This window comes from Geobacillus proteiniphilus (assembly GCF_001908025.1).
Taxonomy (GTDB): domain Bacteria; phylum Bacillota; class Bacilli; order Bacillales; family Anoxybacillaceae; genus Geobacillus; species Geobacillus proteiniphilus.
This window is the reverse complement of record NZ_MQMG01000001.1, coordinates 111975-133846: the sequence shown is the minus strand read 5'-3', so window position 1 is coordinate 133846 and position 21872 is coordinate 111975. Positions and strand designations below refer to the sequence as shown.

Genomic DNA, 21872 nt, shown 5'->3' with positions numbered 1-21872 from the left:
TGCCTCCTTCATTCTACTTCCAATCGGTCGACCACGAGCGAAATGCGATTGACAAAAGGAAGTCCTGTCCCTTGTTCAACAAGCATTTCAGGACGATAGCGGACGACGAGGCGTGAGGATAACGGATCACTTCCTGGCGTAAACCGGTCCGGTTCTCCGTTTTCCCCATTGACTTGACCGCGGAATGCGTTGACGACAAGCCCATTGATGTCTGTGTCTGGAGCTGTTGCTCCGTTTCCGCGGGCGAACAGCCCGCCTTCGATATACAAGTAGGATCCAACGGCATAAATCGTGGCGCTGCTGTCTGTGTAAAAGTATCCTTTCAAATTCGGTGTCGGAATGGTTGGGTTATTGAATTCATTAATACGGGAAATATCGAGCGGACCTTTCGACAGCAACACAACACCTTTGTTGTTTAGCGCCCGTTCGATCCGGCTTTGGTAAATTTTCGTGCTCCCGGTGACGTAGATGCTTGCGTCAAGCCGCAAGTTGCCTGTCAAAGTTAAATCACCGAGGACGATAAAATTTCCGCGTACGCTGACAAATGTACTGGGATTTGTCGGCCCATCAAGGCGAAGATCGCCGTTGACAATGAGCCATTGGTTGACTCCGCTGTTCTGAATATCGACATCTCCTCTCAAAACGCTGTTTCCATCGAGGTAGAGCGGTTTGGTTTTGGACTGCTCTTTGATCACTTCTTCAAGCGTTTTACGTGGATCGTTTGGATCCGGTTGATTCGATTGGATCGAGGTCCATTGATTGGACAACTCTGCCACTAACGTGTGAAGTTGGCTATTTTTGTCCCCGGCTTCTTGAATGGATTCCATTCGCTCAATGTAATCGGATGACGGGGGCAAAATTCCCGATGCTTGCAACAGTTTGTCGGCCACAGTAAGGTCAAAATCGACATCGATAAAATCTTCGTTTTCTTGCCTGATGGTTGGCGCCGGTTCTGGCACATCCGTCGGCCAACGAGGCGCCCAATTGGTCTTCATGCGAAAACGGCCTTGTGATGCTTCCCAGCAACCGGTCGTTTGCCCGCATGCATTCAATTGTCCGTCGTTTGTATACCAAATCGAGGAAGAGGATAAAAGCGGCATGCCGGCGTTAGACGAATTGACGGTCAGCTGTCCGTTTGCCTTCACATAGTTGGTCGCGTTGCTGGCATAGGCGTTTTGCCCTGTGTATACATTCCCGTTTTCGACATAAACCCCGCCGTTGAGGACCACTGTTTCCTTTGAGCCAAGCGCATATTTCAAAAAGCTTGGCGTATTGGTCACAAAGACGAGCCGCTTGACGGTTCGCGTCCGATGGCCGTCATTGAACGTTTTCGTTAAACGAAGGGCGCGAAGAAACACTTGGTTTTTGGGAATATCATATTGCTCGCTTTCATCTTCCATGATCACCCCGTAGCGGTCGCGCAGGCGGCCGGCGATCGTGTCTTCTCCAGGAGACGAGCTGCCAAGCCCGAGAAACTGATCCCATTGGTCAGGCGCAAAAATACGATGGCGGACCAAAAAATTTGGATCCGATAACTCTGCTTTCAGATCGGCGACCGCCTCGTTGACATCCGTCTTCGCCTCATGCAGCGATTGTACGTCATCCACGCGCACGGTGGTGAATTGGGCGTGCTCGACGGCGGTGGTGACAATGGTTAGACCTAGCAATAAAAAGACGGTGATGACCAACAATGTTGTAATCAAACTATATCCTCGCTGATCTCGGCGCATAGGGCCTCCCCCCTAAAAACCGAATTCCGTCTGTAAAGTGAAAGGTTTTATTGAAAGCATCCCGTTGTTATTCCCATCTTTGATCGTTAAGATGATGGTGATAACCCCACTTCGGCAAATTTCTCCGTCTCTGCGCGCGCAACGGAACGAAAAGGAGGAAGAATCGTCCAGCAAAAGGCGTGTGGATGTAATCGCTTCCCCGTCCATCATCAGTTTTCCGTCTTTAATCGAAATGATTCGATGGACCGATTGCGCCGCGGTTTCGCGGGAAACAAGACCGACTTGGTTGTTCGTTTTGAATTGCTCGTTTTTGACAAACGACAGTTGACTAAGCGTTTTGTTTTCTTGGCTCCGATCGGCTTCAAGGCCGTCCGGCGAGAACATGTACAAGGCATTCATGATGCGTGCCACCGCGTAATCCGCCTCGCTCCGCAATTCACTTTCAATGCCGATGTGCTGATAAACGCGAATGCCCGCTAGAAAAACAGTATAGATGGCGCCAATGATCAACATGGAAATGGAAATGGCGGCCAACAGCTCGACAAGCGTCATCCCATCTTGGGTGTTAACGGATCGTCTCATCGGTCACCACTCCTTCCACCCATGTGATGTCGCCGTTTCGTTCTCCCCAACGGACAACGGCGTACAGTTTCGCCATGTAGGTGCCGGCTTCGGAGGAGATCATGTTGTTTCGTTCACGACGGATCTCTTCTTTGAGCCGCTCCGGCAATGACGCAAATTCAGAGGAGGTGAGGAATCCGTCCCATCCTTCTTGATCGCAGCGGATGATGTACACCGTTGTTTCGTATTGAACATCATTGATTGTTGGGGCGAGCTGGGCGGTGCATGATTGTTGAGAGCTTATCGTTTCGCCCTGATTTCCGCTTGGAAACAATAAAGAGGACAAGGCTTCATGGCTGCAGCTGTTTTTCTCTACTTTAAGAAATGAAAGATTGTTCTCTGTCATGTAATTCGATAAGGAAGAAAAGAGAACATTTTTTTCAAAGTACGCCATCGTTCCACGCGCCACGTTGATGGCCACCGTTCGTCGTTCGTTATCGGCTGTATACGTCATAGCGTGGGTGAAAAAGGAAAACAAGCCGATCGCCACCGCAGACAACAGCGTGATGGACAACAATGTCTCGATAAGGGTGAACCCTAAAGTGCGTCGGCAGGAAAAAAAATTCTTGTCCGTCATTGATCACAACCTTCTTTCAAAATATGTAACTTTATTATACAATAAGTAAGAGTCGAATGTTGCAGATTTTTAGTATAAAAGAGGTCTTTTGTCATAGAAGAAACGGGGGGGCATGATGAAAGAGGCGCTCATGTATGCCGGTGCTTTTGTCGTGGCGCTGCTGCTGATTTGGCTTCTTCCGCTTGGCTTCAGCCGGCTTGGGGGGCTTACAGCGGTTGTTATGGCGCTGTTGGCTGCGCTTTTGGCCGAATTTGCTAGTTCGATCATTCCGCTTTGGCAGGCCGGGCTTCTTGTTCTTTTGTTGTTGGCGGCTGCATCGTATTTGCTTGACCGCCGATTTGGCGCTGCTCTTTACCGCGCCGGGGCTTCTCGTGAATCAAGTTTTGTAAAAGAAGAAAAAGAGGAGCGGTCGGCGCCGGAATCTTTGGCTTCTGTCCCTGTTTTGCCAAAGGCGCCGTTGCCGTCGATCCAGTTTGATCAAGCGCCGCCCCTTTCTGAACCTAATGAATCATCATCGATAGAGCAGACAGCAGAACGGTCGGAAGAAGTGAACCATTCTCCCGCTGACTTGTTGATGGAGGCAGCGGCAGAAACTGTTCCACCGTGGGAGCAAGCGGAAGAAATCGTTGGAGCGTCCGAACCGCTGCGGCGTGTTTCCGATTGGTTGGATCAGTGGCCGGGCGCTGTGACGCCGGACCTTGAGACAGCGGTGCTTGATGAAGTGTCAAAAGAGAGCGGAAATGAAGGATCGCAAGCCGATGAGCCGGTTCTGAATGCAGCAGAAATCGTTAAGGGTGAGAGCCGCGGCGAGAATGAATGGGATGCATGGATGAGCATGGATGATCGTTTCTCAGAGCGCGTGGAAGGCGGAGAATACGAGTTCTCTTCAACGGACAGCGTCAAACGGGAGCACGGAGGCGTCTTTTTCGAGGCGGCCGTGGCTCCGGATGAGGATGGATTTGCCGGAATCCATGACATCTGGCATCATAAAGAAGGACAACGCGTGGAGGCGGAAAGCTTCGAGGACGATGGCGTGATGTTTGCTGATGGCCTTGAGATTGGACATGATCAAGACAGCGGTGCGGTCGATTGGATGGATCGGCTCGTGGATGATGCCGTTTCGTTGAGATCAGCTGCTGAAGCGATGGTCAGCGAAAAAACAGCGGACGCTTCCGAGCAGCAAGAGGAACAAAAGGCGGATTCCGAAGAGAATCCTCAATATGAAGAATGCGTCGAGGCGGCAGATGAGCCGTTTGCTGAAGAACCAATGCATTTGGTTGCTTCGGAAAAAGCGCAAATGGCGGCAGCGGAATTGATGCTGAGCCGCCGCCGTTTGACGGCCGATGCGTATGAACAATGCCTGCATCAATGTTTGCAAGCCCCGCTTTCCGATCGCGATTACTACGTATTCGCCCGCCTGCTGTTGGAGCATTATGCACTGGAACAAAATGGCCAACAGCTTCGTGCGTGGGTTGACCAGCTCGAGCGACGTTTTTCAAACTATCCAGCTATCGCGGCTGAACTGGCACTCTGGCGGGAAATCGCCGCTACATTAGCAAATGGTTGAGGTGAAGAGGATGAAAGCGAGCGCGCAAATCATCGGATTGCCGATCATCAGCATTGCGGATGGGATGCAAATCGGCGCCGTGAAAAGCTTTGTCATTAATCCTGATAAAGGTTCCATCGATTTTTTGACTGTCGAGCAAGAAGATGTGCAACTCAGTTTAAAAGCGATTCCGTTTAAAAAAATCGTCGGAATCGGCGAATTCGCCGTTACGGTGGCAAGCAGCCATGATGTCATTGATTTGGCGGAAATTCCGATTGCCAACCAGCTTGTCAACAAGCAAATCCGCATCAAAAATACAAAAGCCATCACGCGCAAAGGACAGCTTTTGGGGGAAGTCCATGAGTTTTTCCTAAACGAAGAGACAGGGGATATTATCGGCATCGCCCTTCGCCTTGAAAGTGGAGAAGCGGTGTTGCCATCCGCCCAAGTGTTGACTTATGGAAAGGATATATTGATCGTCAGCGACGACGCTTCGGGAGCTCTCCTTTCCGATGCGTCGATGCTCATTCAAAAGAATGAAAAAGAAACAGAGGCCAGCAACATTCCTGAACAGATCCAAGCTATGTCGGAGACAGCGGAAAATGTCGAAGCGCTTGAATCGCTCCGTGAAAAGCAAGTGGCGCTTCTTGCGGGGAAACGGGTGACCAAGGATATTTATGATTTGAACGGCGAACTTCTGTTTCCAGCGGGAACGACGCTTCGCGAAGAAGATGTGAGAAAAGCGCAAGAGGCGGGTCCAAGCGTCATTGTCGATGTGTCGATGAACATCGAAGCTGAGTGAAAAAGGGGGAGCTCGAGGTGAGAGCGGCTTCCATAGGAAAACTGTTTATCGTGATGGCGGTTTGCACCGTTTATTTCCTCACCTTTGCCCGCTTGGGCGTTTTGGCTTATGAGTCGTTTGGCCCTGATCAAGACCGCTATCGCTCCGGGACGTACGTCGGGCCGATTTCGCTTGCTGGGATGACGAGAGCGGAAGCCCAACAGGCGGTGGCAGACAAGGTGAGCGACTGGCGATCGACAGCTTCGATTTCGGTCCGCTATCAAGAAAAGAAAGCCGAGCTGCCGGCTGACATCTTTACATTTCGCTTGTCGGAAAGCACAAAAAACGTGGTCAACGGCCGTTCCTCGCCGCTTCTTGTGTTGGCTGACATGAGCGCTTGCATGGAAACCGTTGAACGCCTTCTCCCGCCGGCGGCAGTCCCCGCCTTGGATCTCAAAGCGTTGGAAGCGGATTTGGAGGCGGCGGCGTCCCAGCTTGCCGTTCCGAACAAGCCGCTCGACTTGGCCCATTATCTTCCCTCTTCCGGGAAGGGGCAGACGGTCGTGAGTGAAGCGGCTGTTGCCGTTCGCGATCAAAGTCTCTCCCGTTTTCTTGCTTCGGAACGCCGCGTCGTCCTCCGCGCCAATCAATTGGTCTCGTTGCGCGCCGTGATTCAGCAGGCTGGTGGCGGGCTGTCGAATCAGGCTGTCGACGCATTGGCATCAGCGGTGTATCGTGCTGTGCTGTCGACGAATTTTTTGTTGATGGAACGGTATGCGGGAAGTTCGCTTCCAGATGGCATTCCTCCGGGATTTGAGGCCAAGGTGGATGACAAACGCGATTTACAATGGTTGAATCCGAACTCGACGGACTATACGCTCATTCTTCGCTACGATGGCCGCCAAGTGAAAGCGTTAGTGTACGGTTGGCCGTTTGCGTATCAATATATCGTGCGCACGAGCGGGCTAGAGCGGATCGAACCGCGCAAAATCATTCAATACGATGCCCGGTTGGCGCCGGATGAAACCGTGACGAAACAAGTCGGCCGTTCTGGATTGCTTGTAAAAGTCGAACGCGAAGTGCGCGATGGCTCCCGGCTGATCCGCAAAGAGACGGTGAGCGAGGATTTTTACCCTCCGACGTATGCGGTTGAGGTAAGAGGGCTTGAAGTCCCAGAATCTTCATCCAATACAACGGGGGAAGGAAGCGAAACGCCATCTTCACCGTCTGATGCAACGAATAGCGGTCAGACTGAAGCGGAAAGCGGTCAAGAGAAATCAGAAGTCCAAAACGGCGAAGGGCAAAGCGGCAGCGACCAGACCAACGCAGCCCCTTCAACCGAATCGAAGCAAAGCGGGGAAAGCGGGGGAAGCCGATGAACAAAAAACGTGAGCGGAAACGCCTCGGTGATTTGTTGGTGGAAGCGGGGCTGATTACGGAAGAACAGCTGGCTGAAGCGTTGCGTGAGAAAACGCCTGGGCAAAAGCTTGGCGATGCGTTGCTGCAGCGAGGTTACATCACAGAGCAGCAGCTCATTGAGGCGCTTGAGTTTCAGCTCGGCATTCCTCATGTCAGCTTGTATCGCTACCCGATTGATCCGAAAGCGACGAGCCTAGTGCCAAAAGAGTTTGCTCGCCGCCATCTGATCATGCCCCTTAAGGTGGAAGACGATCGATTGCTCGTTGCAATGGCTGATCCAATGGATTTTTTTGCTATTGATGATTTGCGCTTGTCAACGGGGTTTCAGATCGAAACAGCGATCGCTTCAAAGGATGATATTTTGCGGGCGATCAATAAATATTATGACATGGACGAATCGTTTGATGATTTGCTGCCAGCGCCGCCGACGGAGATGCGCGAAGACGGGCGGACGGCCGAGGACGATTCCCCGATTGTTCGCCTAGTGAACCAAATTTTGCAGCTTGCTGTCGAACAGCGGGCAAGCGATATTCATATCGATCCGCAGGAGACAAAAGTGCTCATCCGTTATCGAATTGACGGCTTGCTTCGAACGGAGAGGGCGCTGCCGAAACATATGCAAAGCATGTTGACGGCGAGGATCAAAATTTTGGCCAACATGGACATCACCGAGCATCGTGTGCCGCAAGACGGGCGGATCAAAATGAACATCGATTTTCATCCCGTTGATTTGCGCGTGTCGACATTGCCGACGGTGTATGGGGAGAAAATCGTGATGCGCGTCCTCGATTTGGGTGCGGCGTTAAACGATATTCATAAACTTGGCTTCAACCCGGTCAATTTAGATCGGTTCATCCGTTTGATCGAGCGTCCGAACGGCATCATTTTGATCACCGGGCCGACCGGTTCGGGGAAATCGTCGACGCTTTACGCGGCGCTCAATCATTTAAACAGCGAACATGTCAACATCATTACGATCGAAGATCCGGTTGAATATCAGATCGAAGGCGTCAACCAAATTCAAGTCAACCCGAATGTCGGCTTAACGTTTGCCCAAGGGCTTCGCTCGATTTTGCGCCAAGACCCGAACATCATCATGGTCGGGGAGATTCGCGACCGCGAGACGGCGGAAGTGGCGATCCGCGCCTCACTCACCGGGCATTTAGTGTTAAGCACGCTCCATACGAACGATGCGTTAAGCACGATCACCCGCCTGATCGATATGGGGATTGAGCCGTTTTTAGTGGCCACATCGCTCGCTGGCGTTGTCTCGCAGCGGCTTGTGCGCCGCATCTGCCGCGACTGCCAGGAGGTGTATGAGCCGACGAAGCGGGAGCGGGACATTTTCGCCCGTCGGGGCATCGACATCCGCCAACTCGTCCGTGGCCGCGGCTGCCCGACGTGCAATATGACCGGTTACCGCGGGAGACTCGCGATCCACGAATTGCTTGTCATGACGGACGAGATGCGCCGCGTCATTTTAAACAATGAGCCGTTTTCGAAGTTGCGGGAACTCGCCATTCAAAACAAAATGATCTTTTTGCTCGATGACGGGCTGTTGAAAGTGAAGCAAGGGTTGACGACGCTTGAAGAAGTGCTGAAAGTGGCCATTTTGCATTGATGGGTGAGACGGATGAAGGAAAAGCTTGAGGCGTTGTTGCGTGCGGCTTTTGAATACCGTGCGTCTGACGTACATTTGACGGTCGGGGCGCCGCCGATTTTTCGGGTGAATGGGGAACTGAAGGCGTATGGGCAAGAACGGCTGAACCCGGAGGACACGGAACAAATGGCGAAAGCCATCATTCCGCCGCCGCTTTGGCAGCAGTTTCAAGAAACGGGGGAGCTTGATTTTTCGTACGGTATTGCGGGTGTCTCCCGCTTCCGGATCAATGTGTTTAAGCAGCGGTCGTGCGTGTCGCTTGCCGTGCGCCTCATCCCGCCGCGCATTCCGACATTAGAAGAGCTCGGCTTGCCAAGCGTGTTAAAGCACATCGCGGAAAAGCCGCACGGGCTTGTGCTTGTCACCGGGCCGACCGGCAGCGGCAAATCGACCACATTGGCGGCGATGATCGACTACATGAACAAAACGATGTCCAGACATATCATTACGCTGGAAGATCCGATTGAATATTTGCATCAGCACGGAAAATCGATCATCGACCAGCGGGAAGTTGGCTTTGACACGAACAGTTTTGCCGCCGGATTGCGCGCTGCGCTTCGTCAAGATCCGGATGTGATTTTAGTCGGGGAAATGCGCGATTTGGAAACGATCCAAACCGCGATCACTGCCGCGGAAACGGGTCATTTAGTGCTTGGCACCCTTCATACGGCGAGCGCCCCAGCGGCGATCGAACGGATGATTGACGTCTTTCCGTCAGCCCAGCAGGCGCAAATTCGGCTGCAGCTCGCTTCCGTCCTTGTTGCCGTCATGGCCCAACGTTTATTTCCCGACGGTCGGAAGAGAGGACGGACGGCGGCTATGGAAATTTTAATCAACAATGCCGCAGTGGCCAATTTGATCCGCAATGAAAAAGAGCATCAAATCATCAATATTATGCAGACGGGCCGCAGTGTGGGCATGCAGACGATGGAAATGAGCGTCAGGGAGCTTGTGGCCGCTGGCCGTATTGATCCATTGGCCGCGGAAGCGTATTTGACAAGGGAGCGTGGAGCGGATGGCGCAATTTAAGTATGAGGGGCGCGACCGAAGCGGACGGAAAAAATCCGGGACGATTGCCGCAAACTCCCGCCGTGAGGCTGTCCTGAAATTGAGGGAGAAAGGCATTCGCCCCATTGTGATCGCCGAGGTGCCGTCATCTGTTTGGAACAAAGAAATTTCCATAGGACGAGCCGTCAAGCTGCAGCACTTCGTCGTCTTTTTGCGCCAGTTCGCAACGCTTGTGCGCGCCGGGGTGACGATCGTTGATTCGATCCGCATTTTGGCGGAGCAAACGGAAAGCAAAGCGCTTGCTCGTGCACTCGACGATATGGAACAGCATCTCCGAGAAGGGAATCCGCTTTCTGCCGCAGCCGCAAAGCATCCCCGCATTTTCCCGCCATTGTTTGTCAATATGGTGCGCGCCGGTGAAGCGAGCGGCACGCTCGATGAAACGCTCGACCGGCTTGCCGACCATTTTGAAAAAGTGCATCGAACAAGGCAAAAAATCGTCTCGGCGCTTGCCTATCCAGTGGCTGTCGCCATCATCGCCGTTGCGGTTGTCATCTTTTTGCTTGTCTCGGTCGTGCCGACGTTTGTCGACATGTTTGCCGATTTTCACGCCGAATTGCCGGCGATCACAAAGTTTGTGCTGAAAGCGAGCGCATTTATGCAGCATTATTGGTGGATGATAACGTTGCTGGCGATCGGGGTGTTCCTTTTGTTCACCGCGCTGCGCCGGCAAAAGCGCACGAAATATTATTTGGACTATGCGGCCATGCGGCTGCCCATTTTCGGAACCCTTGTCCAAAAAGCGGCATTGGCGCGCGTCACGAGGACATTGAGCTCACTCGTGTCAAGCTCCGTGCCGATTTTAGAGGCGCTGTCCATTTCCGAGCGCGTCGTAGAAAATGAAGTGATCGCGTCCGTCCTTGATGAAGCGCGAACCGCTCTTGAGCGCGGCCAGTCGCTCGCCGAGCCGCTCCGCCGCCATTGGGCGTTTCCGCCGCTCGTGGCGCAAATGATCACGATCGGCGAGCAAACCGGTTCGCTTGACGCCATGCTTGGCAAAGTCGCCGACTTTTACGAAGCGGAAGTCGACGCCGGCACCGATCGCCTCAAGTCGCTCATCGAGCCGCTGATGATTGTGCTGCTTGCCGGCGTCGTGGGGACGATCGTCACCTCCATCATCGTCCCGATGTACGACATCTTTAATCACATTCAACAATAATAATTTATATTAAGAATATCTTCCTATTTTTTGGACTATATTGTAGAATAATAGGGAAATCGTGCTAAAACATTAAAAAAGAAAGGGAGAGGAAAGTGATGTTGAAACGCATCATCAAAAACGAGCGCGGCTTGACGCTCATCGAACTGCTCGCCGTCATTGTCATTTTAGGGATTATCGCGGCGATCGCCATTCCGGCCATCGGCGCCATTATGGACAACTCGAAAAAAGACGCCCATATCGCCAATGCGAAGCAAATGGTCAGTGCTGTGCGTTTGGCGATTGCAAATGATCAGAACACAAAAACATCATATACGATGCAAGAGTTGTTTGATGGGGGATATTTAGAAAATATTCCGAAATCCCCCGGGAAAAAAGATGAATATGATCCAAATCAAAGTAAGGTGACGGTTGAAAAAGAAATGGTTAAAGACAATACCGGTAACAATACCGATAAGGTAAAGGCTATTCATTATAAGGTATCCTTAATCGATACGAAAGGTTTTAAATATATAGATAATGTGGATGTTGAGCAACTAACTAGAGACAAAGTAGATCTTGAGTAAGTGATGATGCATTTATTGCTTTTCCTTTACTCCCTCCTCCTCGCCTCGTTCTTTAACGTCGTCGGGCTGAGGGTGCCGGTCGGGGAGTCAATCATCAGGCCGCGGTCGCATTGCCCGGCGTGCGGACGGACGCTATCGGCTGGGGAGCTCATCCCGGTTGTTTCGTATGTCGCGCAAAAAGGAAGATGCAAAGGGTGCGGGGGGCGCATCTCCCCCCTTTACCCTTTGATGGAATTGACAACCGCCGCTTTGTTGACGGCCGCGCCGATGTGGATCGGCTGGGGCGGACGGCTGATTGTGGCGTGGACGCTCATCAGCTTGTTGGCCATCATCGTTGTGTCTGATCTTCGTTATATGCTCATTCCTGACCGGGTGCTTTTGGTGTTTGCCGGTTTGTTTTTGATGGAGCGGCTTGTGATCCCGTTTTTGCCGTGGGTCGATATGCTCCTTGGGGCGGCGGTCGGATTTTCGCTTTTATGGCTGATTGCCGTTTTGTCCAATGGCGGGATGGGGGGCGGCGATGTGAAGCTGTTTGCGGTTTTGGGAATGGTGCTTGGCTGGAAAATGGTGTTGCTCGCCTTTTTTTTGGCGACGTTGTATGGAACGATCATCGGGCTGATTGGCATGGCGCTGGGGCGCGTGCGGCGCGGCAAGCCGATGCCGTTTGCGCCGGCGATTGCGCTCGGGTCATTGACGGCGCTGTTTTTCGGTGATCAGCTTGTCGATGCGTATATGGATCTTTTTGTGTAAGGATGGGAAGAAAGGGGGCGAACGAGAATGGCGTTATGGTGGGGAAAGTCCAAATATGTGAACATCGTCGTAAAAGACCATGCCATTCGCTATGTGGAAGTCAAGCTAGGGCATCCGCCTGAAGTGAAACGATGGGGCGAACGGGCATTGCCAGTAGGGGTTGTTCGCGACGGCCGCATCGTCGATGGGGAAACATTGGCCATGATTTTGGACGAATGCGTGGAGGAATGGAAAATAGACGGCCATCGCGCGCGCTTTGTCGTCCCTGATCCATTCGTCATGATCCGCAGTTTGCCCCTTCCTTCTCATTTGTCGGATGAAGAGATTCGCGGCTATTTATTTCTGGAGCTTGGCGAGTCGATTCCGCTTCCTTTTGCCGATCCGGTGTTTGATTATGTGGTGATGGAGAGAACGAGCGAGGCGGTGTCGATTTTGCTGTTTGCGGCGCCGGAAGAGGCGGTGTCGGAATACGCGGCGCTTTTGGAAGAAGCCGATTTGCGCCCGGTGGCCGCGGATGTATCGCCGCTTTGCGCTTATCGTCCGTTTTATGCGGCGGGACAAGCTGCGCCGGACGATCATATTTTGCTTGTGCAGTTTGACGAATCCGCCGTGAATTTGAGCGTGTTTCATCGTCATTTGCCGTTGTTTATGCGCCATTTGCCGCTTGAAGCCTATCGTGACCGGACGGCGGCGATTGTGGATCCGTTCGTCGATGTGTATAAGGAAATGGAACGGATCATGAGCTTTTATTCGTTTTCCCTCCAACAAGGCAAACAGTCCATCACACGCCTGTTTCTCGCCGGCGATCATCCAGAGTTGGGCCATGTGTTCACGGCTTTGACAGAGCGGCTTGAAGTGCCTGTAGAACGGCTCAGCGCGTCTCTTGATCCGCTGCCGGACCGCTTTCATCTCGCCTGGGGATTGGCGTTGAAAGAAGGAAGGGCTGACGATGATCGCTGAAATCAATTTATTGCCGAAAAAAGAAACGAGGCAGCCGATCCGTCTCGTTTTGTTGTTCGGGGCGGCGCTGCTTCTCCTAGCCGGTTCGGTGCTGTATTGGTTGATCGATCGTGCGGATCATCGCCAGGCCATGTTGGAGGCGGAATTAAAAAAAGTGCGAGCGGAGCAAGATGTACTGGCGGCGAAAATGAAAAATATAGACGAACAGAAGGAGCAAGAAGAGCTGGCGAAGGCGGTGAAATGGGCGGAACGCTATCCGCTGAAATCAGTGCCGTTGCTGCGGGCATTGACAAAGCAGCTTCCCGAACGCGGATTCATGATGAATGTGACGTACTCGGATCAGACAAAGATGACCATGGTGGTGCAGTTTGATGCGCCGGAAGAGGCGGCCTATTATTTGGATCGATTAGAAAAAGTGAGAATGGTGAAAAACGTCAAACTGGTCAATGTGGCGGCCAATAGCGAGACGAGTGGCGAACCGGAAGATCATCAAGTCGTGCCAAGATATATGGCGCAATATGAGCTGGAGCTGCAACAGGCTGATGGGGAGGGAAAAAAATCATGAGCCGCTTTGGCAAATGGCCGCTTCTTGTTGCGGCAATGGCTGCGGTCACCGCGCTTTTGTTTGCGGCCGCCTATTCATGGCTGGTCATGCCTCGCTACAGCCAGCTCGAGCAGATGGAGCAAACGGTGCAAAGCGAGAAAAAGGTGCTCGCCGCTTTGAAGCAAAAGCTGCCTCCTTCTTCAGAGGAAACAGCACAAACCGTTGCTTCATTGCAAAAAAAAGTCCCTGTCCATCCGCTTACGGACCAGTTGTTGCTCTTGTTTCAGAAAGCGGAATATATCGCTGACAGCCAGCTGGTGAGCGTCAATTTTTCTGATGAAGGAGCAGCATCTTCACAGCAGAACGACAGTGGAACGAACAACGGAAGCGAAGGAAATCGAGCGGTTTCTCCGCCAAGCAGCATTCAATCCATCACCGCCCAACTGACCGTGCAGTCGCCTTCCTATTATCAGCTTGAACGGTTTTTAGAGGTGTTGGAGCAGTCGGAGCGCATCGTGGCGATTGAAGGGTTGACCGTCACTGGGCCTCCGGAGCTGATGTCCATCGCTGATGAAGTCCAACCGTTGACGTATTCGGTGACCGTTCGTGCGTTTTATGCTCCGAAGCTTGAGAAATGGAAACAGTTGTCTCCCGTTCGCGATGTTCCCCCGCCAAGCGGCAAAGACAATCCGTTTGCCGAAACGGCGCCAGCTTCCTAGCCGGCAAAGGAGGACACGCGATGATCATTCGCATGAAACGAGGGATGACCCTCATTGAGCTTTTGGCTGTGTTGGTGATCATCGGCATTGTGGCGATGATCGTCGGTCTTGCCATGTGGACGGTGATTGATCGGGCGCGCGAGCGGGCGTTTGTTTCTGATGCTTATGGCTTGTATGAAGCGGCGCGGCTGTATGTCGGCGCCGAGAAAGTGGAATTTTTGCCAGCCCGTTCTTCTGCCATATTGTCGTATGGAGAATTGGTGGGCAACGGTTTGCTGGATCCAATCGAAGATCCGTTCACCGGAAATGTATTGCCGCCGGAAACGAATCCATCGTACGTGCTTGCCACGAAGCGGGAAGACGGCGGGATCGATTACGCCGTTTGCTTGAAAGGCGAGACAAAGCAGCTTTGCACCTATGAGGGGCGCGAGCAGCCGATTCCTGTCGAAGCGCTGGGGACCGAGGCGATTCGCAACCGTTGATGTCGGAAAATGAAGAACAGAAGCGGGGACAAGACGACAAATGTCTTGTTCTTTTTTTTTCCGTTTGTGGTAAGATAGGCGAAAGAAATCGAAGTGTGAAGAAGGACGGTGGCCAAATGGACAAGCAGCGCATGCGCATTACGGTGAATATCAACGGCAAGCCCCGCCCATTTACCGTGGAGCGTTCGTCGGAAGGACGGCCGTCCGAGGAGTCGGGTGGATATCCGTTGGACAGCCATCTAGGGAAAGGACAGCGAGCAGAAAACGAGGCGGATGACAGCCGCCAAGTGAGCGCGTTTCAAAAAGGCGGGCCATCCGCAGGCAAGCCATCAACAGGCCTGTGGTTTACGGAGGATGGGCAAGTTCGGGAAGATGTTGAAACGACGGGTTGGGAAGAGGCGGCCGCCCTTGAGGCGGATGAACGGGTCATTTCCGAGGCGATGCAACAAAAGAAAAGCGGCAGACGTCGGCCATGGCGGCTCCCGGCTCAAGCCAAGTCGCTGCTTGCCGCCGCGTTGGTCGCTGCGTTGGTCGGCATGGCGTTTGGCATGACGGTGCTGCACATCATTCCGAAGGAAAAATCTGCTTCGTCGCCGGCATCTGAAGCGATGACGGAATTGACAAAGCCTGAAACGGCGGCGGGAGGAGAAGGGAGAGAAAGCGTCATACGAGCGCCGTTTTCCATTGCGGTCATTCAAGCTGGCGTCTATTCGAATGCGGCGGCGGCCAAGCAGGCGTCCGAATCGATCAAAACAGCAGGCGTGCCGGTCGTCGTCGCGGGGCAAAAACCGGCAGCGCTCTATATCGCCGTCGGCGCGGATAAGGAAACGTTGCGGACGGTCAACGACCAATATCGCCAAAGGGTGCCAAGCACGTATGTCAAAGAGCTGTCGTTTGCCGCCGAAGCGGCGGCGCGCCGGTCGGAGGCCATCCAAAAAGGGGAGGTTTTGTATGAAAACATGGCAGCGGTCTCCGCGGCTTTGCTTGGCGGCAGGAAAGCAGGAGAAGATGACTGGCAGGCGCTTCAAAAGGCGTATGACGCGTTAGAAAAAAGCAACGCTTCAAGCGACAAAACAGTCGGTCGGTATGTTGAAGCGCTGAAGCAGGCGTATGCCGCCCTTGCCGCATACAAAGAGCAACGGGATGAAGCGCTGTTGGCCAAAGCCCAGCAACAGCTGCTCGAGGCGCTCGCCGCTTATATCGAATTGGTGCCGCTAGGGAGCTAGAAGCCCCGTTTTTTTTTTGCCCATTTGCATATAGATTGCAATGAAAAAGTTTAACATATCCTTGACGGAAAAGCCGTTTGTCCATTTTTCGACTGTCGAAGGCAAGCCTGTGGCTTGGAAGACCGAACAACCACCCGCTTCACAGACCCATACATGGGTCTGAAAGCGGCGTTGTTCGGTCGCCCGACAGTCGATCAAATGCCTAGTAAAATCTGCAAATGTTCATGCTTCAAATTGCATCTATACAGAAAATTGCCTTTCACCGCAAAATTTGCTACGATACAAATGAATCTTCCGAGCCGAAACGAGTGAAAGGAGAATGAACGATGCCTCCACGGTTCGTGCTTGCTTCCCGCTCCCCGCGCCGCAGGCAGATCCTCGAGCTGGCCGGTTGGCCGTTTGACGTTCAAGAAAGTCAAGCCGATGAGACGATCGCCCCCGGAACGCCCCCTGATGAAGCTGTCCAACTGCTTGCCCGCCGGAAAGTGGAGGCGGTGGCGCCGTCTGTCCCTGATGCGTACGTTCTTGGCGCTGATACGATCGTTGTGTGCGACGGCCGCTTGTTAGGGAAGCCGCGCACGGAAGAAGAAGCATTCGCCATGTTGCGGCTCTTGTCCGGGCGAACGCATGACGTATGGACCGGCGTCGCCATCGCACTCCCTCATGGATCAATCACATCGTTTGCGGAAAAAACAGCAGTCACGTTTTGGGAGCTCGATGACGAGGAAATCGCCGCCTATATTGCGACCGGGGAGCCGATGGACAAGGCGGGGGCGTATGGCATCCAAGGCCGCGCCGCCCTGTTTGTCAAACGGATCGAAGGCGACTATTTGACGGTCGTCGGCCTGCCGCTGTCGCGGACGGTCAGGGAATTGCGCCGGCTCGGGTGGCCGCCAGCATAGATAAAAGCAAAAGCGGCCGCCGTCTGGCGCCTTTTTGGCAAAAGAACGCGCCCGCAAACGGATTCTGCTGTCGTACCGAGGGGCGGTTCAAGCCTCTCCGTCTTTCGATGAAGCAAAACAAAAAAAGGGGGAGTATGATGGCGTGGATGATCCGCGATGTGCCGAAAGACAGCCGGCCGCGTGAACGGCTGCTGTCATCAGGGCCGGAAAGTTTATCCGACCATGAACTGATCGCCATTTTGTTGCGCACGGGCACGAAGGAGGAGTCGGTCGTGCAGCTCGCCCAGCGTCTCCTTCGCCATTTTGAGGGGCTGAGGTCGCTCAAAGACGCAACGGTCGAAGAAATGACGAACATCAAAGGGATCGGGCCGACGAAAGCCGTGCAAATTTTGGCGGCGTTGGAGCTCGGCCGACGCATCCACCAGTCCGGCTGCGCCGACCGCTATGTGATTCGTTGCCCGGAAGACGGAGCGAAATACGTCATGGAAGATATGCGCTTTTTATCGCAAGAACATTTTGTCGCCATTTATTTAAATACGAAAAATCAAGTCATCTACCGCAAAACGGTGTTCATCGGCAGTTTAAACGCCTCGATTGTCCATCCGCGCGAAGTGTTTAAAGAGGCGATCAAACGTTCCGCCGCCTCAGTCATTTGTGTGCATAACCACCCTTCTGGCGATCCGACTCCAAGCCGCGAAGACATCGATGTGACGAAACGGCTCGCGGAATGCGGCCGCATCATCGGCATCGAGCTCTTGGATCACCTCATCATCGGCGATCAAAAATTCGTCAGTTTGAAAGAAAAAGGCTATGTCTGACGGTTCTCATTTTTTGTCGAATCAGTTATAATATCAACTATGGGTTTTTCCGAATCCGTTCGGGCGGTGTTGTACAATTTATAAATGACTTGACATCTTATAAATGACTTGACATCCGATCCATGTTGTCAATAGAAAATCATATGCATTTCGTTTCGGAAAGGAAGATCGATCATATGTTTGGAATTGGGACGAAAGATCTCGGGATTGATTTAGGAACAGCGAATACGCTCGTTTATGTGAAGGGAAAAGGGATCGTTTTGCGCGAGCCGTCGGTTGTCGCCATTCAGCGCGACACGAAGCAAATCGTCGCCGTCGGCAATGAAGCGAAAAACATGATCGGGCGCACGCCGGGCAACATCGTGGCGCTTCGTCCGATGAAAGACGGCGTCATCGCCGATTATGAAACGACGGCGACGATGATGAAATATTTCATTCGCAAGGCCGTCAAAACGAAAGGGTTGTTTGCCAGCAAGCCGTATGTGATGGTATGCGTGCCGTACGGCATCACGGCCGTGGAGGAGCGCGCGGTCATCGATGCGACGCGCCAGGCTGGAGCACGCGACGCCTATACGATTGAAGAACCATTTGCGGCCGCGATCGGCGCCAATTTGCCGGTGTGGGAGCCGACCGGGAGCATGGTCGTCGACATCGGCGGCGGTACGACTGAAGTGGCCGTGATTTCGCTCGGCGGCATCGTGACGAGCCAGTCGATTCGCATCGCCGGCGATGAAATGGATGAGGCGATCATTCAATACATCCGAAAAACGTACAATTTGATGATCGGAGAACGGACGGCGGAGGCGATTAAAGTCGAAATCGGCTCAGCCGGAAATCCGGAAGGAATCGGAAACATGGAAATTCGCGGCCGCGACTTGCTCACTGGGCTGCCAAAAACGATCGAAATCAGCGCCGAAGAAGTGGCTGAGGCGCTGCACGATACGGTCTATGCGATCGTCGAGTCGGTGAAAAACACGCTCGAAAAAACACCGCCGGAGCTGGCGGCTGACATTATGGACCGGGGCATCGTGCTGACAGGCGGCGGCGCTTTGTTGCGCAATTTGGACAAGGTCATCAGCAAAGAGACGGACATGCCGGTCATCGTCGCGGAAAATCCGCTTGATTGCGTGGCCATTGGCACCGGGAAAGCGCTCGACCACATCGACTTGTTTAAAAACAAGGCGAGAGACCATCGCTGACGGTAAGAAGGTGTGACGCATGCCACAGCTTTTCGGGAATAAGCGTCTCATTTTTTTGCTCGTCAGCATCGTCATCCTTGTCATGTTGATCGGCTTTTCCCTGCGCAGCCGCGAAGAGTTGACGTGGCCGGAGCAGTTCGTAAAAGATACGGTCGGTTTTGTTCAGCTTCTGTTCGGGAAGCCCGCCCAGGAGATCGCGGGCTTCTTTGAAAATGTGAGCGATCTTCGCCGTACATATAAGGAAAACGAACTGCTGAAGGCAAGACTTGAGGAATATGCGGCGCTTGAGACCGAGGTCGAGGCGCTGCGGCAAGAAAACGAACGGCTGCGCGCGTTGCTCGATAAAAAAGAGAGCTTGCGTGATTTTGTTTCGATTCAGGCGACGGTGATCGGGCGGAACCCGGATCGTTGGCGGGAAACGATCATCATCAACAAAGGCGAGCAACATGGCGTGAAAAAAGATATGGCAGTCATCACCCCAGCGGGGCTTGTCGGCAAGGTGCAGCACGCTTCCCAATTTACGTCCACTGTGCAGCTGTTAAGCGCGCTTGACCAAAACAACCGCATTTCCGCTTATATCCAAGGAAAGGAAAACGTGTTTGGGTTGATCGAAGGCTACGATGAGAAGCGGCGCGAGTTGCTGCTCGGAGAAATTCCGATTGACGCCAAAGTGGAAAAAAGGCAAAAAGTGTTGACTTCCGGCCTTGGCGGCGTGTTTCCGAAAGGGCTGCCGATCGGTGAGGTGACCGAAGTCAAGCCGGACCAATACGGATTGACGAAAGTCGTCTATGTCAAGCCGTTTGCCAACTTGTATGATATTGACGACGTCATGATTGTGAAACGAACCATCGATGCAGCACTGCAGGAAAAGGAGGAGGCAAAGTGAACAAGTGGCGTCTCCCTTTCCTTGCGGTGTTATGTTTTGTGAGTGAGAGCCTTTTTGTTGATGTATGGCCAAAAGGCGACTTGTATGTCCACTATTTTTTTGTTCCCCGGTTTTTTCTTGTTTTTCTCGTGTTCACAGCGATGCATTTCGGCGGGACGCGGGCGATGGGGTACGGGTTCATCTTCGGGTTCCTGTATGACTGCGTCTACACAGAGCTGCTCGGTGTTTATGCGTTTGCCTATACGCTTATTGCCTACTTGGCGGGCAAAGCGATGAAATGGTTCCACCAAAACTGGTTCATTGCATCGCTCTTGTCGCTGCTTTCCATTGTGCTGCTTGACAGTTATGTCTACGGCATCCAGCTGTTGATCGGGCGGACCGATTGGTCGTTTTCTGTTTTTTGGGACCGCCGTCTATGGCCGACGCTGCTTCTGAACGTCGCGTTTTTGCTCGTCTTTTCGTACCCGCTCGAACGGCGATTGGCAAAAATTCGCCGGTTTGAGCAGGAAGAATAAAAGAGGAAAAACGGCCCGTTTTGTAGAATTATTCGTTGGGGTGAACGTTGTGGCGAAACAAAAGCAGCAGTACGTGACGATTAAAGGGACGAAAGATGGGCTGACGCTGCATCTCGACGACCGCTGCTCGTATGACGATTTATTGAAAGAAATCGAGGAGCGGCTTGTCAAACAAGCTGGCGTCGCGCCAGACAGCCCCCTTGTCTCTGTTCATCTGAAAATTGGGAACCGCTATTTGACGCCTGCCCAAGAGGAAGAGGTGCGTGCGCTCATTCGCCGTTCAAAAAATTTGGTCGTCGATTCGATCGAAAGCAATGTCATGTCGAAAGCAGAAGCGATAGAATGGATGAGAAAAACGGAAATTGTGCCCGTTTCGCGCATTGTCCGTTCGGGACAAGTGCTTCATGTCGAAGGGGATTTGCTGCTGATCGGCGACGTGAACCCTGGTGGAACGGTCATTGCCGGAGGCAACATTTTCATTCTCGGCGCCTTGCGCGGCATCGCCCATGCCGGGTATGCCGGCAATAAACAGGCGATCATCGCTGCATCGGTCATGAAACCGATGCAGCTGCGCATCGGCGACATCATGAGCCGGGCGCCCGATTCGAAAACGGATGAAGGAAATGAAATGGAATGCGCTTATATTGATGAACATAACCAAATTGTTGTCGACCGCCTTCAGCTGCTTATGCATTTGCGGCCGAATTTGACGCGCTTAGAAAGGAGAATGTGAACGTGGGAGAAGCGATCGTCATCACTTCCGGAAAAGGCGGCGTCGGCAAAACGACGACGACCGCGAACCTTGGGACGGCCCTCGCCATTCTCGGGAAGCGGGTGTGCCTTGTCGACACCGACATCGGGCTGCGCAACCTCGATGTCGTGCTTGGGCTTGAGAACCGAATTATTTATGATTTGGTCGATGTCGTGGAAGGGCGTTGCACGGTGCAAAAAGCGCTTGTGAAAGACAAGCGGTTCGATAACTATTTGTATTTGTTGCCGGCCGCGCAAACGAGCGATAAGTCGGCGGTCACCCCCGCGCAAATGAAACAGCTCATTGAGGAGCTGAAGCAGGAATACGATTATGTGCTCATCGACTGTCCGGCCGGAATCGAACAAGGCTATCGCAACGCTGTCGCCGGCGCGGACGAAGCGATTGTCGTCACGACGCCGGAAGTGTCAGCGGTCCGCGACGCCGACCGCATCATCGGCTTGCTTGAAGCGGAGGAGCACGTCAAACCGCCGCGCCTCATCATCAACCGCATTCGCAGCCATATGGTGAAAAACGGCGATATGTTGGATGTCGACGAAATCATCTCGCATTTATCGATCGAGTTGCTCGGCATTATCGCCGACGATGAAAACGTGATCAAAGCGTCGAACCGCGGCGAGCCGATTGTGCTGGACCCAAACAGCAAAGCGTCGATCGCCTTCCGCAACATTGCCCGCCGTATCCTCGGCGAGTCGGTGCCGCTGCCGCCGCTTGAGGAAGAGGAGAAGGGGCTGTTTTCAAAGATTCGGAAAATATTTAGTTTGAAATAATGGAGTTGGCGCAAGAAGGCCGTTGAATGGGCCTTCTTTTTTTATTCATATTGTTGTGCTGTTTGGAATTCCTGATCTGTAACAACGGAAGCAGATGGTATCGATCGGTTGCGGCGCTCAGCCGAAACGTTGGTGTGAAACCGTTTGCGGGATTTGTTCGCGGACGTGTTCGGCGAGGCGCGGCGAAAAACGCTCGTTCATATTC

The 21872-nt window shown here is 53.0% G+C and carries 23 protein-coding genes; 20 read left to right on the top strand and 3 right to left on the bottom strand.

The window, feature by feature from the left end; genetic code table 11:
• Nucleotides 1-8 precede the first annotated feature (8 nt).
• The 3 genes from BRO54_RS00750 to BRO54_RS00740 are packed head-to-tail and all read right to left on the bottom strand — an operon-like array spanning nt 9 to nt 2928.
• Nucleotides 9-1730: a hypothetical protein gene (locus BRO54_RS00750; protein ID WP_033025928.1), complete on the bottom strand. Its 1722-nt coding sequence runs from the start codon at nt 1728-1730 to the stop codon at nt 9-11.
• A 12-nt stretch (nt 1731-1742) separates the two neighbouring features.
• Nucleotides 1743-2312: a PilW family protein gene (locus tag BRO54_RS00745; protein WP_021321852.1), complete on the bottom strand. Its 570-nt coding sequence runs from the start codon at nt 2310-2312 to the stop codon at nt 1743-1745.
• Nucleotides 2296-2928, bottom strand: a complete 633-nt coding sequence (locus BRO54_RS00740; protein WP_021321853.1) for a type IV pilus modification PilV family protein — start codon at nt 2926-2928, stop codon at nt 2296-2298. Before BRO54_RS00740 ends, BRO54_RS00745 begins: the two co-directional genes overlap by 17 nt.
• 115 nt (nt 2929-3043) lie before the next feature.
• On the opposite strand from BRO54_RS00740, the gene BRO54_RS00735 reads away from it, so the two are divergent.
• The 20 genes from BRO54_RS00735 (at nt 3044) to minD (ending at nt 21667) form a co-directional block, all read left to right on the top strand.
• Nucleotides 3044-4495: a hypothetical protein gene (locus BRO54_RS00735; RefSeq protein WP_011232108.1), complete on the top strand. Its 1452-nt coding sequence runs from the start codon at nt 3044-3046 to the stop codon at nt 4493-4495.
• A gap of 10 nt (nt 4496-4505) precedes the next feature.
• Complete coding sequence (locus tag BRO54_RS00730) at nt 4506-5276, top strand: PRC-barrel domain-containing protein (RefSeq protein WP_033025927.1); 771 nt, start codon at nt 4506-4508, stop codon at nt 5274-5276.
• A 17-nt stretch (nt 5277-5293) separates the two neighbouring features.
• Nucleotides 5294-6634, top strand: a complete 1341-nt coding sequence (locus BRO54_RS00725) for a VanW family protein (RefSeq protein ID WP_033025925.1) — start codon at nt 5294-5296, stop codon at nt 6632-6634.
• The gene (locus BRO54_RS00720; protein ID WP_011232105.1) at nt 6631-8295 is read left to right on the top strand and encodes a GspE/PulE family protein; all 1665 of its coding nucleotides are present in this window, start codon (nt 6631-6633) and stop codon (nt 8293-8295) included. Before BRO54_RS00725 ends, BRO54_RS00720 begins: the two co-directional genes overlap by 4 nt.
• Nucleotides 8296-8307: 12 nt before the next feature.
• On the top strand, nt 8308-9363 hold the full coding sequence (locus tag BRO54_RS00715; protein ID WP_074042797.1) for a type IV pilus twitching motility protein PilT: 1056 nt from the start codon (nt 8308-8310) through the stop codon (nt 9361-9363).
• Nucleotides 9350-10561 carry a type II secretion system F family protein gene (locus BRO54_RS00710; RefSeq protein WP_021321856.1) on the top strand — a complete coding sequence of 404 codons (1212 nt, stop codon included), beginning with the start codon at nt 9350-9352 and terminating at the stop codon, nt 10559-10561. Before BRO54_RS00715 ends, BRO54_RS00710 begins: the two co-directional genes overlap by 14 nt.
• 98 nt (nt 10562-10659) lie before the next feature.
• Complete coding sequence (locus tag BRO54_RS00705) at nt 10660-11127, top strand: prepilin-type N-terminal cleavage/methylation domain-containing protein (protein ID WP_074042796.1); 468 nt, start codon at nt 10660-10662, stop codon at nt 11125-11127.
• 3 nt (nt 11128-11130) lie between these two features.
• Nucleotides 11131-11877 carry a prepilin peptidase gene (locus tag BRO54_RS00700; protein WP_074042844.1) on the top strand — a complete coding sequence of 249 codons (747 nt, stop codon included), beginning with the start codon at nt 11131-11133 and terminating at the stop codon, nt 11875-11877.
• Between the two features lie 27 nt (nt 11878-11904).
• Entirely contained in the window at nt 11905-12837 is a 933-nt protein-coding gene (gene pilM, locus BRO54_RS00695) for a type IV pilus biogenesis protein PilM (RefSeq protein ID WP_011232100.1), read from the top strand.
• Nucleotides 12827-13402, top strand: coding sequence for a DUF2681 domain-containing protein (locus BRO54_RS00690; protein WP_011232099.1), 576 nt, complete (start codon nt 12827-12829; stop codon nt 13400-13402). Before pilM ends, BRO54_RS00690 begins: the two co-directional genes overlap by 11 nt.
• Nucleotides 13399-14100 (top strand): hypothetical protein, encoded by a 702-nt coding sequence (locus tag BRO54_RS00685; RefSeq protein ID WP_049626510.1) that lies wholly within the window; start codon nt 13399-13401, stop codon nt 14098-14100. The genes BRO54_RS00690 and BRO54_RS00685 overlap by 4 nt, the downstream gene beginning before the upstream one ends.
• Before the next feature lie 20 nt (nt 14101-14120).
• The gene (locus BRO54_RS00680; RefSeq protein ID WP_025949367.1) at nt 14121-14582 is read left to right on the top strand and encodes a type II secretion system protein; all 462 of its coding nucleotides are present in this window, start codon (nt 14121-14123) and stop codon (nt 14580-14582) included.
• 116 nt (nt 14583-14698) lie between these two features.
• Nucleotides 14699-15808: a stage II sporulation protein D gene (locus BRO54_RS00675; RefSeq protein ID WP_074042795.1), complete on the top strand. Its 1110-nt coding sequence runs from the start codon at nt 14699-14701 to the stop codon at nt 15806-15808.
• A gap of 326 nt (nt 15809-16134) precedes the next feature.
• Nucleotides 16135-16710: a Maf family protein gene (locus BRO54_RS00670; protein WP_013524238.1), complete on the top strand. Its 576-nt coding sequence runs from the start codon at nt 16135-16137 to the stop codon at nt 16708-16710.
• A 137-nt stretch (nt 16711-16847) separates the two neighbouring features.
• On the top strand, nt 16848-17528 hold the full coding sequence (radC, locus tag BRO54_RS00665) for a RadC family protein (RefSeq protein ID WP_013524237.1): 681 nt from the start codon (nt 16848-16850) through the stop codon (nt 17526-17528).
• Nucleotides 17529-17704: 176 nt separating this feature from the next.
• The gene (locus tag BRO54_RS00660) at nt 17705-18727 is read left to right on the top strand and encodes a rod shape-determining protein (protein ID WP_011232093.1); all 1023 of its coding nucleotides are present in this window, start codon (nt 17705-17707) and stop codon (nt 18725-18727) included.
• A gap of 19 nt (nt 18728-18746) precedes the next feature.
• Complete coding sequence (mreC, locus tag BRO54_RS00655; RefSeq protein ID WP_013144612.1) at nt 18747-19613, top strand: rod shape-determining protein MreC; 867 nt, start codon at nt 18747-18749, stop codon at nt 19611-19613.
• Complete coding sequence (gene mreD, locus BRO54_RS00650; RefSeq protein ID WP_074042794.1) at nt 19610-20128, top strand: rod shape-determining protein MreD; 519 nt, start codon at nt 19610-19612, stop codon at nt 20126-20128. Before mreC ends, mreD begins: the two co-directional genes overlap by 4 nt.
• Nucleotides 20129-20168: 40 nt before the next feature.
• Nucleotides 20169-20861: a septum site-determining protein MinC gene (gene minC / locus BRO54_RS00645; protein WP_013144614.1), complete on the top strand. Its 693-nt coding sequence runs from the start codon at nt 20169-20171 to the stop codon at nt 20859-20861.
• Between the two features lie 2 nt (nt 20862-20863).
• Nucleotides 20864-21667: a septum site-determining protein MinD gene (gene minD / locus BRO54_RS00640; protein WP_074042793.1), complete on the top strand. Its 804-nt coding sequence runs from the start codon at nt 20864-20866 to the stop codon at nt 21665-21667.
• Nucleotides 21668-21872 lie beyond the last annotated feature (205 nt).

Bases quoted from the DNA above. Each gene is read 5' to 3' on its own strand.
- BRO54_RS00670 (WP_013524238.1), top strand. From the start codon at position 16,135: ATGCCTCCACGGTTCGTGCTTGCTTCCCGCTCCCCGCGCCGCAGGCAG.
- BRO54_RS00705 (WP_074042796.1), top strand. From the start codon at position 10,660: ATGTTGAAACGCATCATCAAAAACGAGCGCGGCTTGACGCTCATCGAA.
- BRO54_RS00680 (WP_025949367.1), top strand. From the start codon at position 14,121: ATGATCATTCGCATGAAACGAGGGATGACCCTCATTGAGCTTTTGGCT.
- BRO54_RS00660 (WP_011232093.1), top strand. From the start codon at position 17,705: ATGTTTGGAATTGGGACGAAAGATCTCGGGATTGATTTAGGAACAGCG.
- BRO54_RS00730 (WP_033025927.1), top strand. From the start codon at position 4,506: ATGAAAGCGAGCGCGCAAATCATCGGATTGCCGATCATCAGCATTGCG.
- BRO54_RS00685 (WP_049626510.1), top strand. From the start codon at position 13,399: ATGAGCCGCTTTGGCAAATGGCCGCTTCTTGTTGCGGCAATGGCTGCG.
- BRO54_RS00710 (WP_021321856.1), top strand. From the start codon at position 9,350: ATGGCGCAATTTAAGTATGAGGGGCGCGACCGAAGCGGACGGAAAAAA.
- BRO54_RS00750 (WP_033025928.1), bottom strand. From the start codon at position 1,730: ATGCGCCGAGATCAGCGAGGATATAGTTTGATTACAACATTGTTGGTC.
- BRO54_RS00700 (WP_074042844.1), top strand. From the start codon at position 11,131: ATGATGCATTTATTGCTTTTCCTTTACTCCCTCCTCCTCGCCTCGTTC.
- BRO54_RS00735 (WP_011232108.1), top strand. From the start codon at position 3,044: ATGAAAGAGGCGCTCATGTATGCCGGTGCTTTTGTCGTGGCGCTGCTG.
- BRO54_RS00675 (WP_074042795.1), top strand. From the start codon at position 14,699: ATGGACAAGCAGCGCATGCGCATTACGGTGAATATCAACGGCAAGCCC.
- BRO54_RS00690 (WP_011232099.1), top strand. From the start codon at position 12,827: ATGATCGCTGAAATCAATTTATTGCCGAAAAAAGAAACGAGGCAGCCG.
- radC (WP_013524237.1), top strand. From the start codon at position 16,848: ATGGCGTGGATGATCCGCGATGTGCCGAAAGACAGCCGGCCGCGTGAA.
- mreC (WP_013144612.1), top strand. From the start codon at position 18,747: ATGCCACAGCTTTTCGGGAATAAGCGTCTCATTTTTTTGCTCGTCAGC.
- BRO54_RS00745 (WP_021321852.1), bottom strand. From the start codon at position 2,312: ATGAGACGATCCGTTAACACCCAAGATGGGATGACGCTTGTCGAGCTG.
- pilM (WP_011232100.1), top strand. From the start codon at position 11,905: ATGGCGTTATGGTGGGGAAAGTCCAAATATGTGAACATCGTCGTAAAA.
- BRO54_RS00715 (WP_074042797.1), top strand. From the start codon at position 8,308: ATGAAGGAAAAGCTTGAGGCGTTGTTGCGTGCGGCTTTTGAATACCGT.
- BRO54_RS00740 (WP_021321853.1), bottom strand. From the start codon at position 2,928: ATGACGGACAAGAATTTTTTTTCCTGCCGACGCACTTTAGGGTTCACC.
- BRO54_RS00720 (WP_011232105.1), top strand. From the start codon at position 6,631: ATGAACAAAAAACGTGAGCGGAAACGCCTCGGTGATTTGTTGGTGGAA.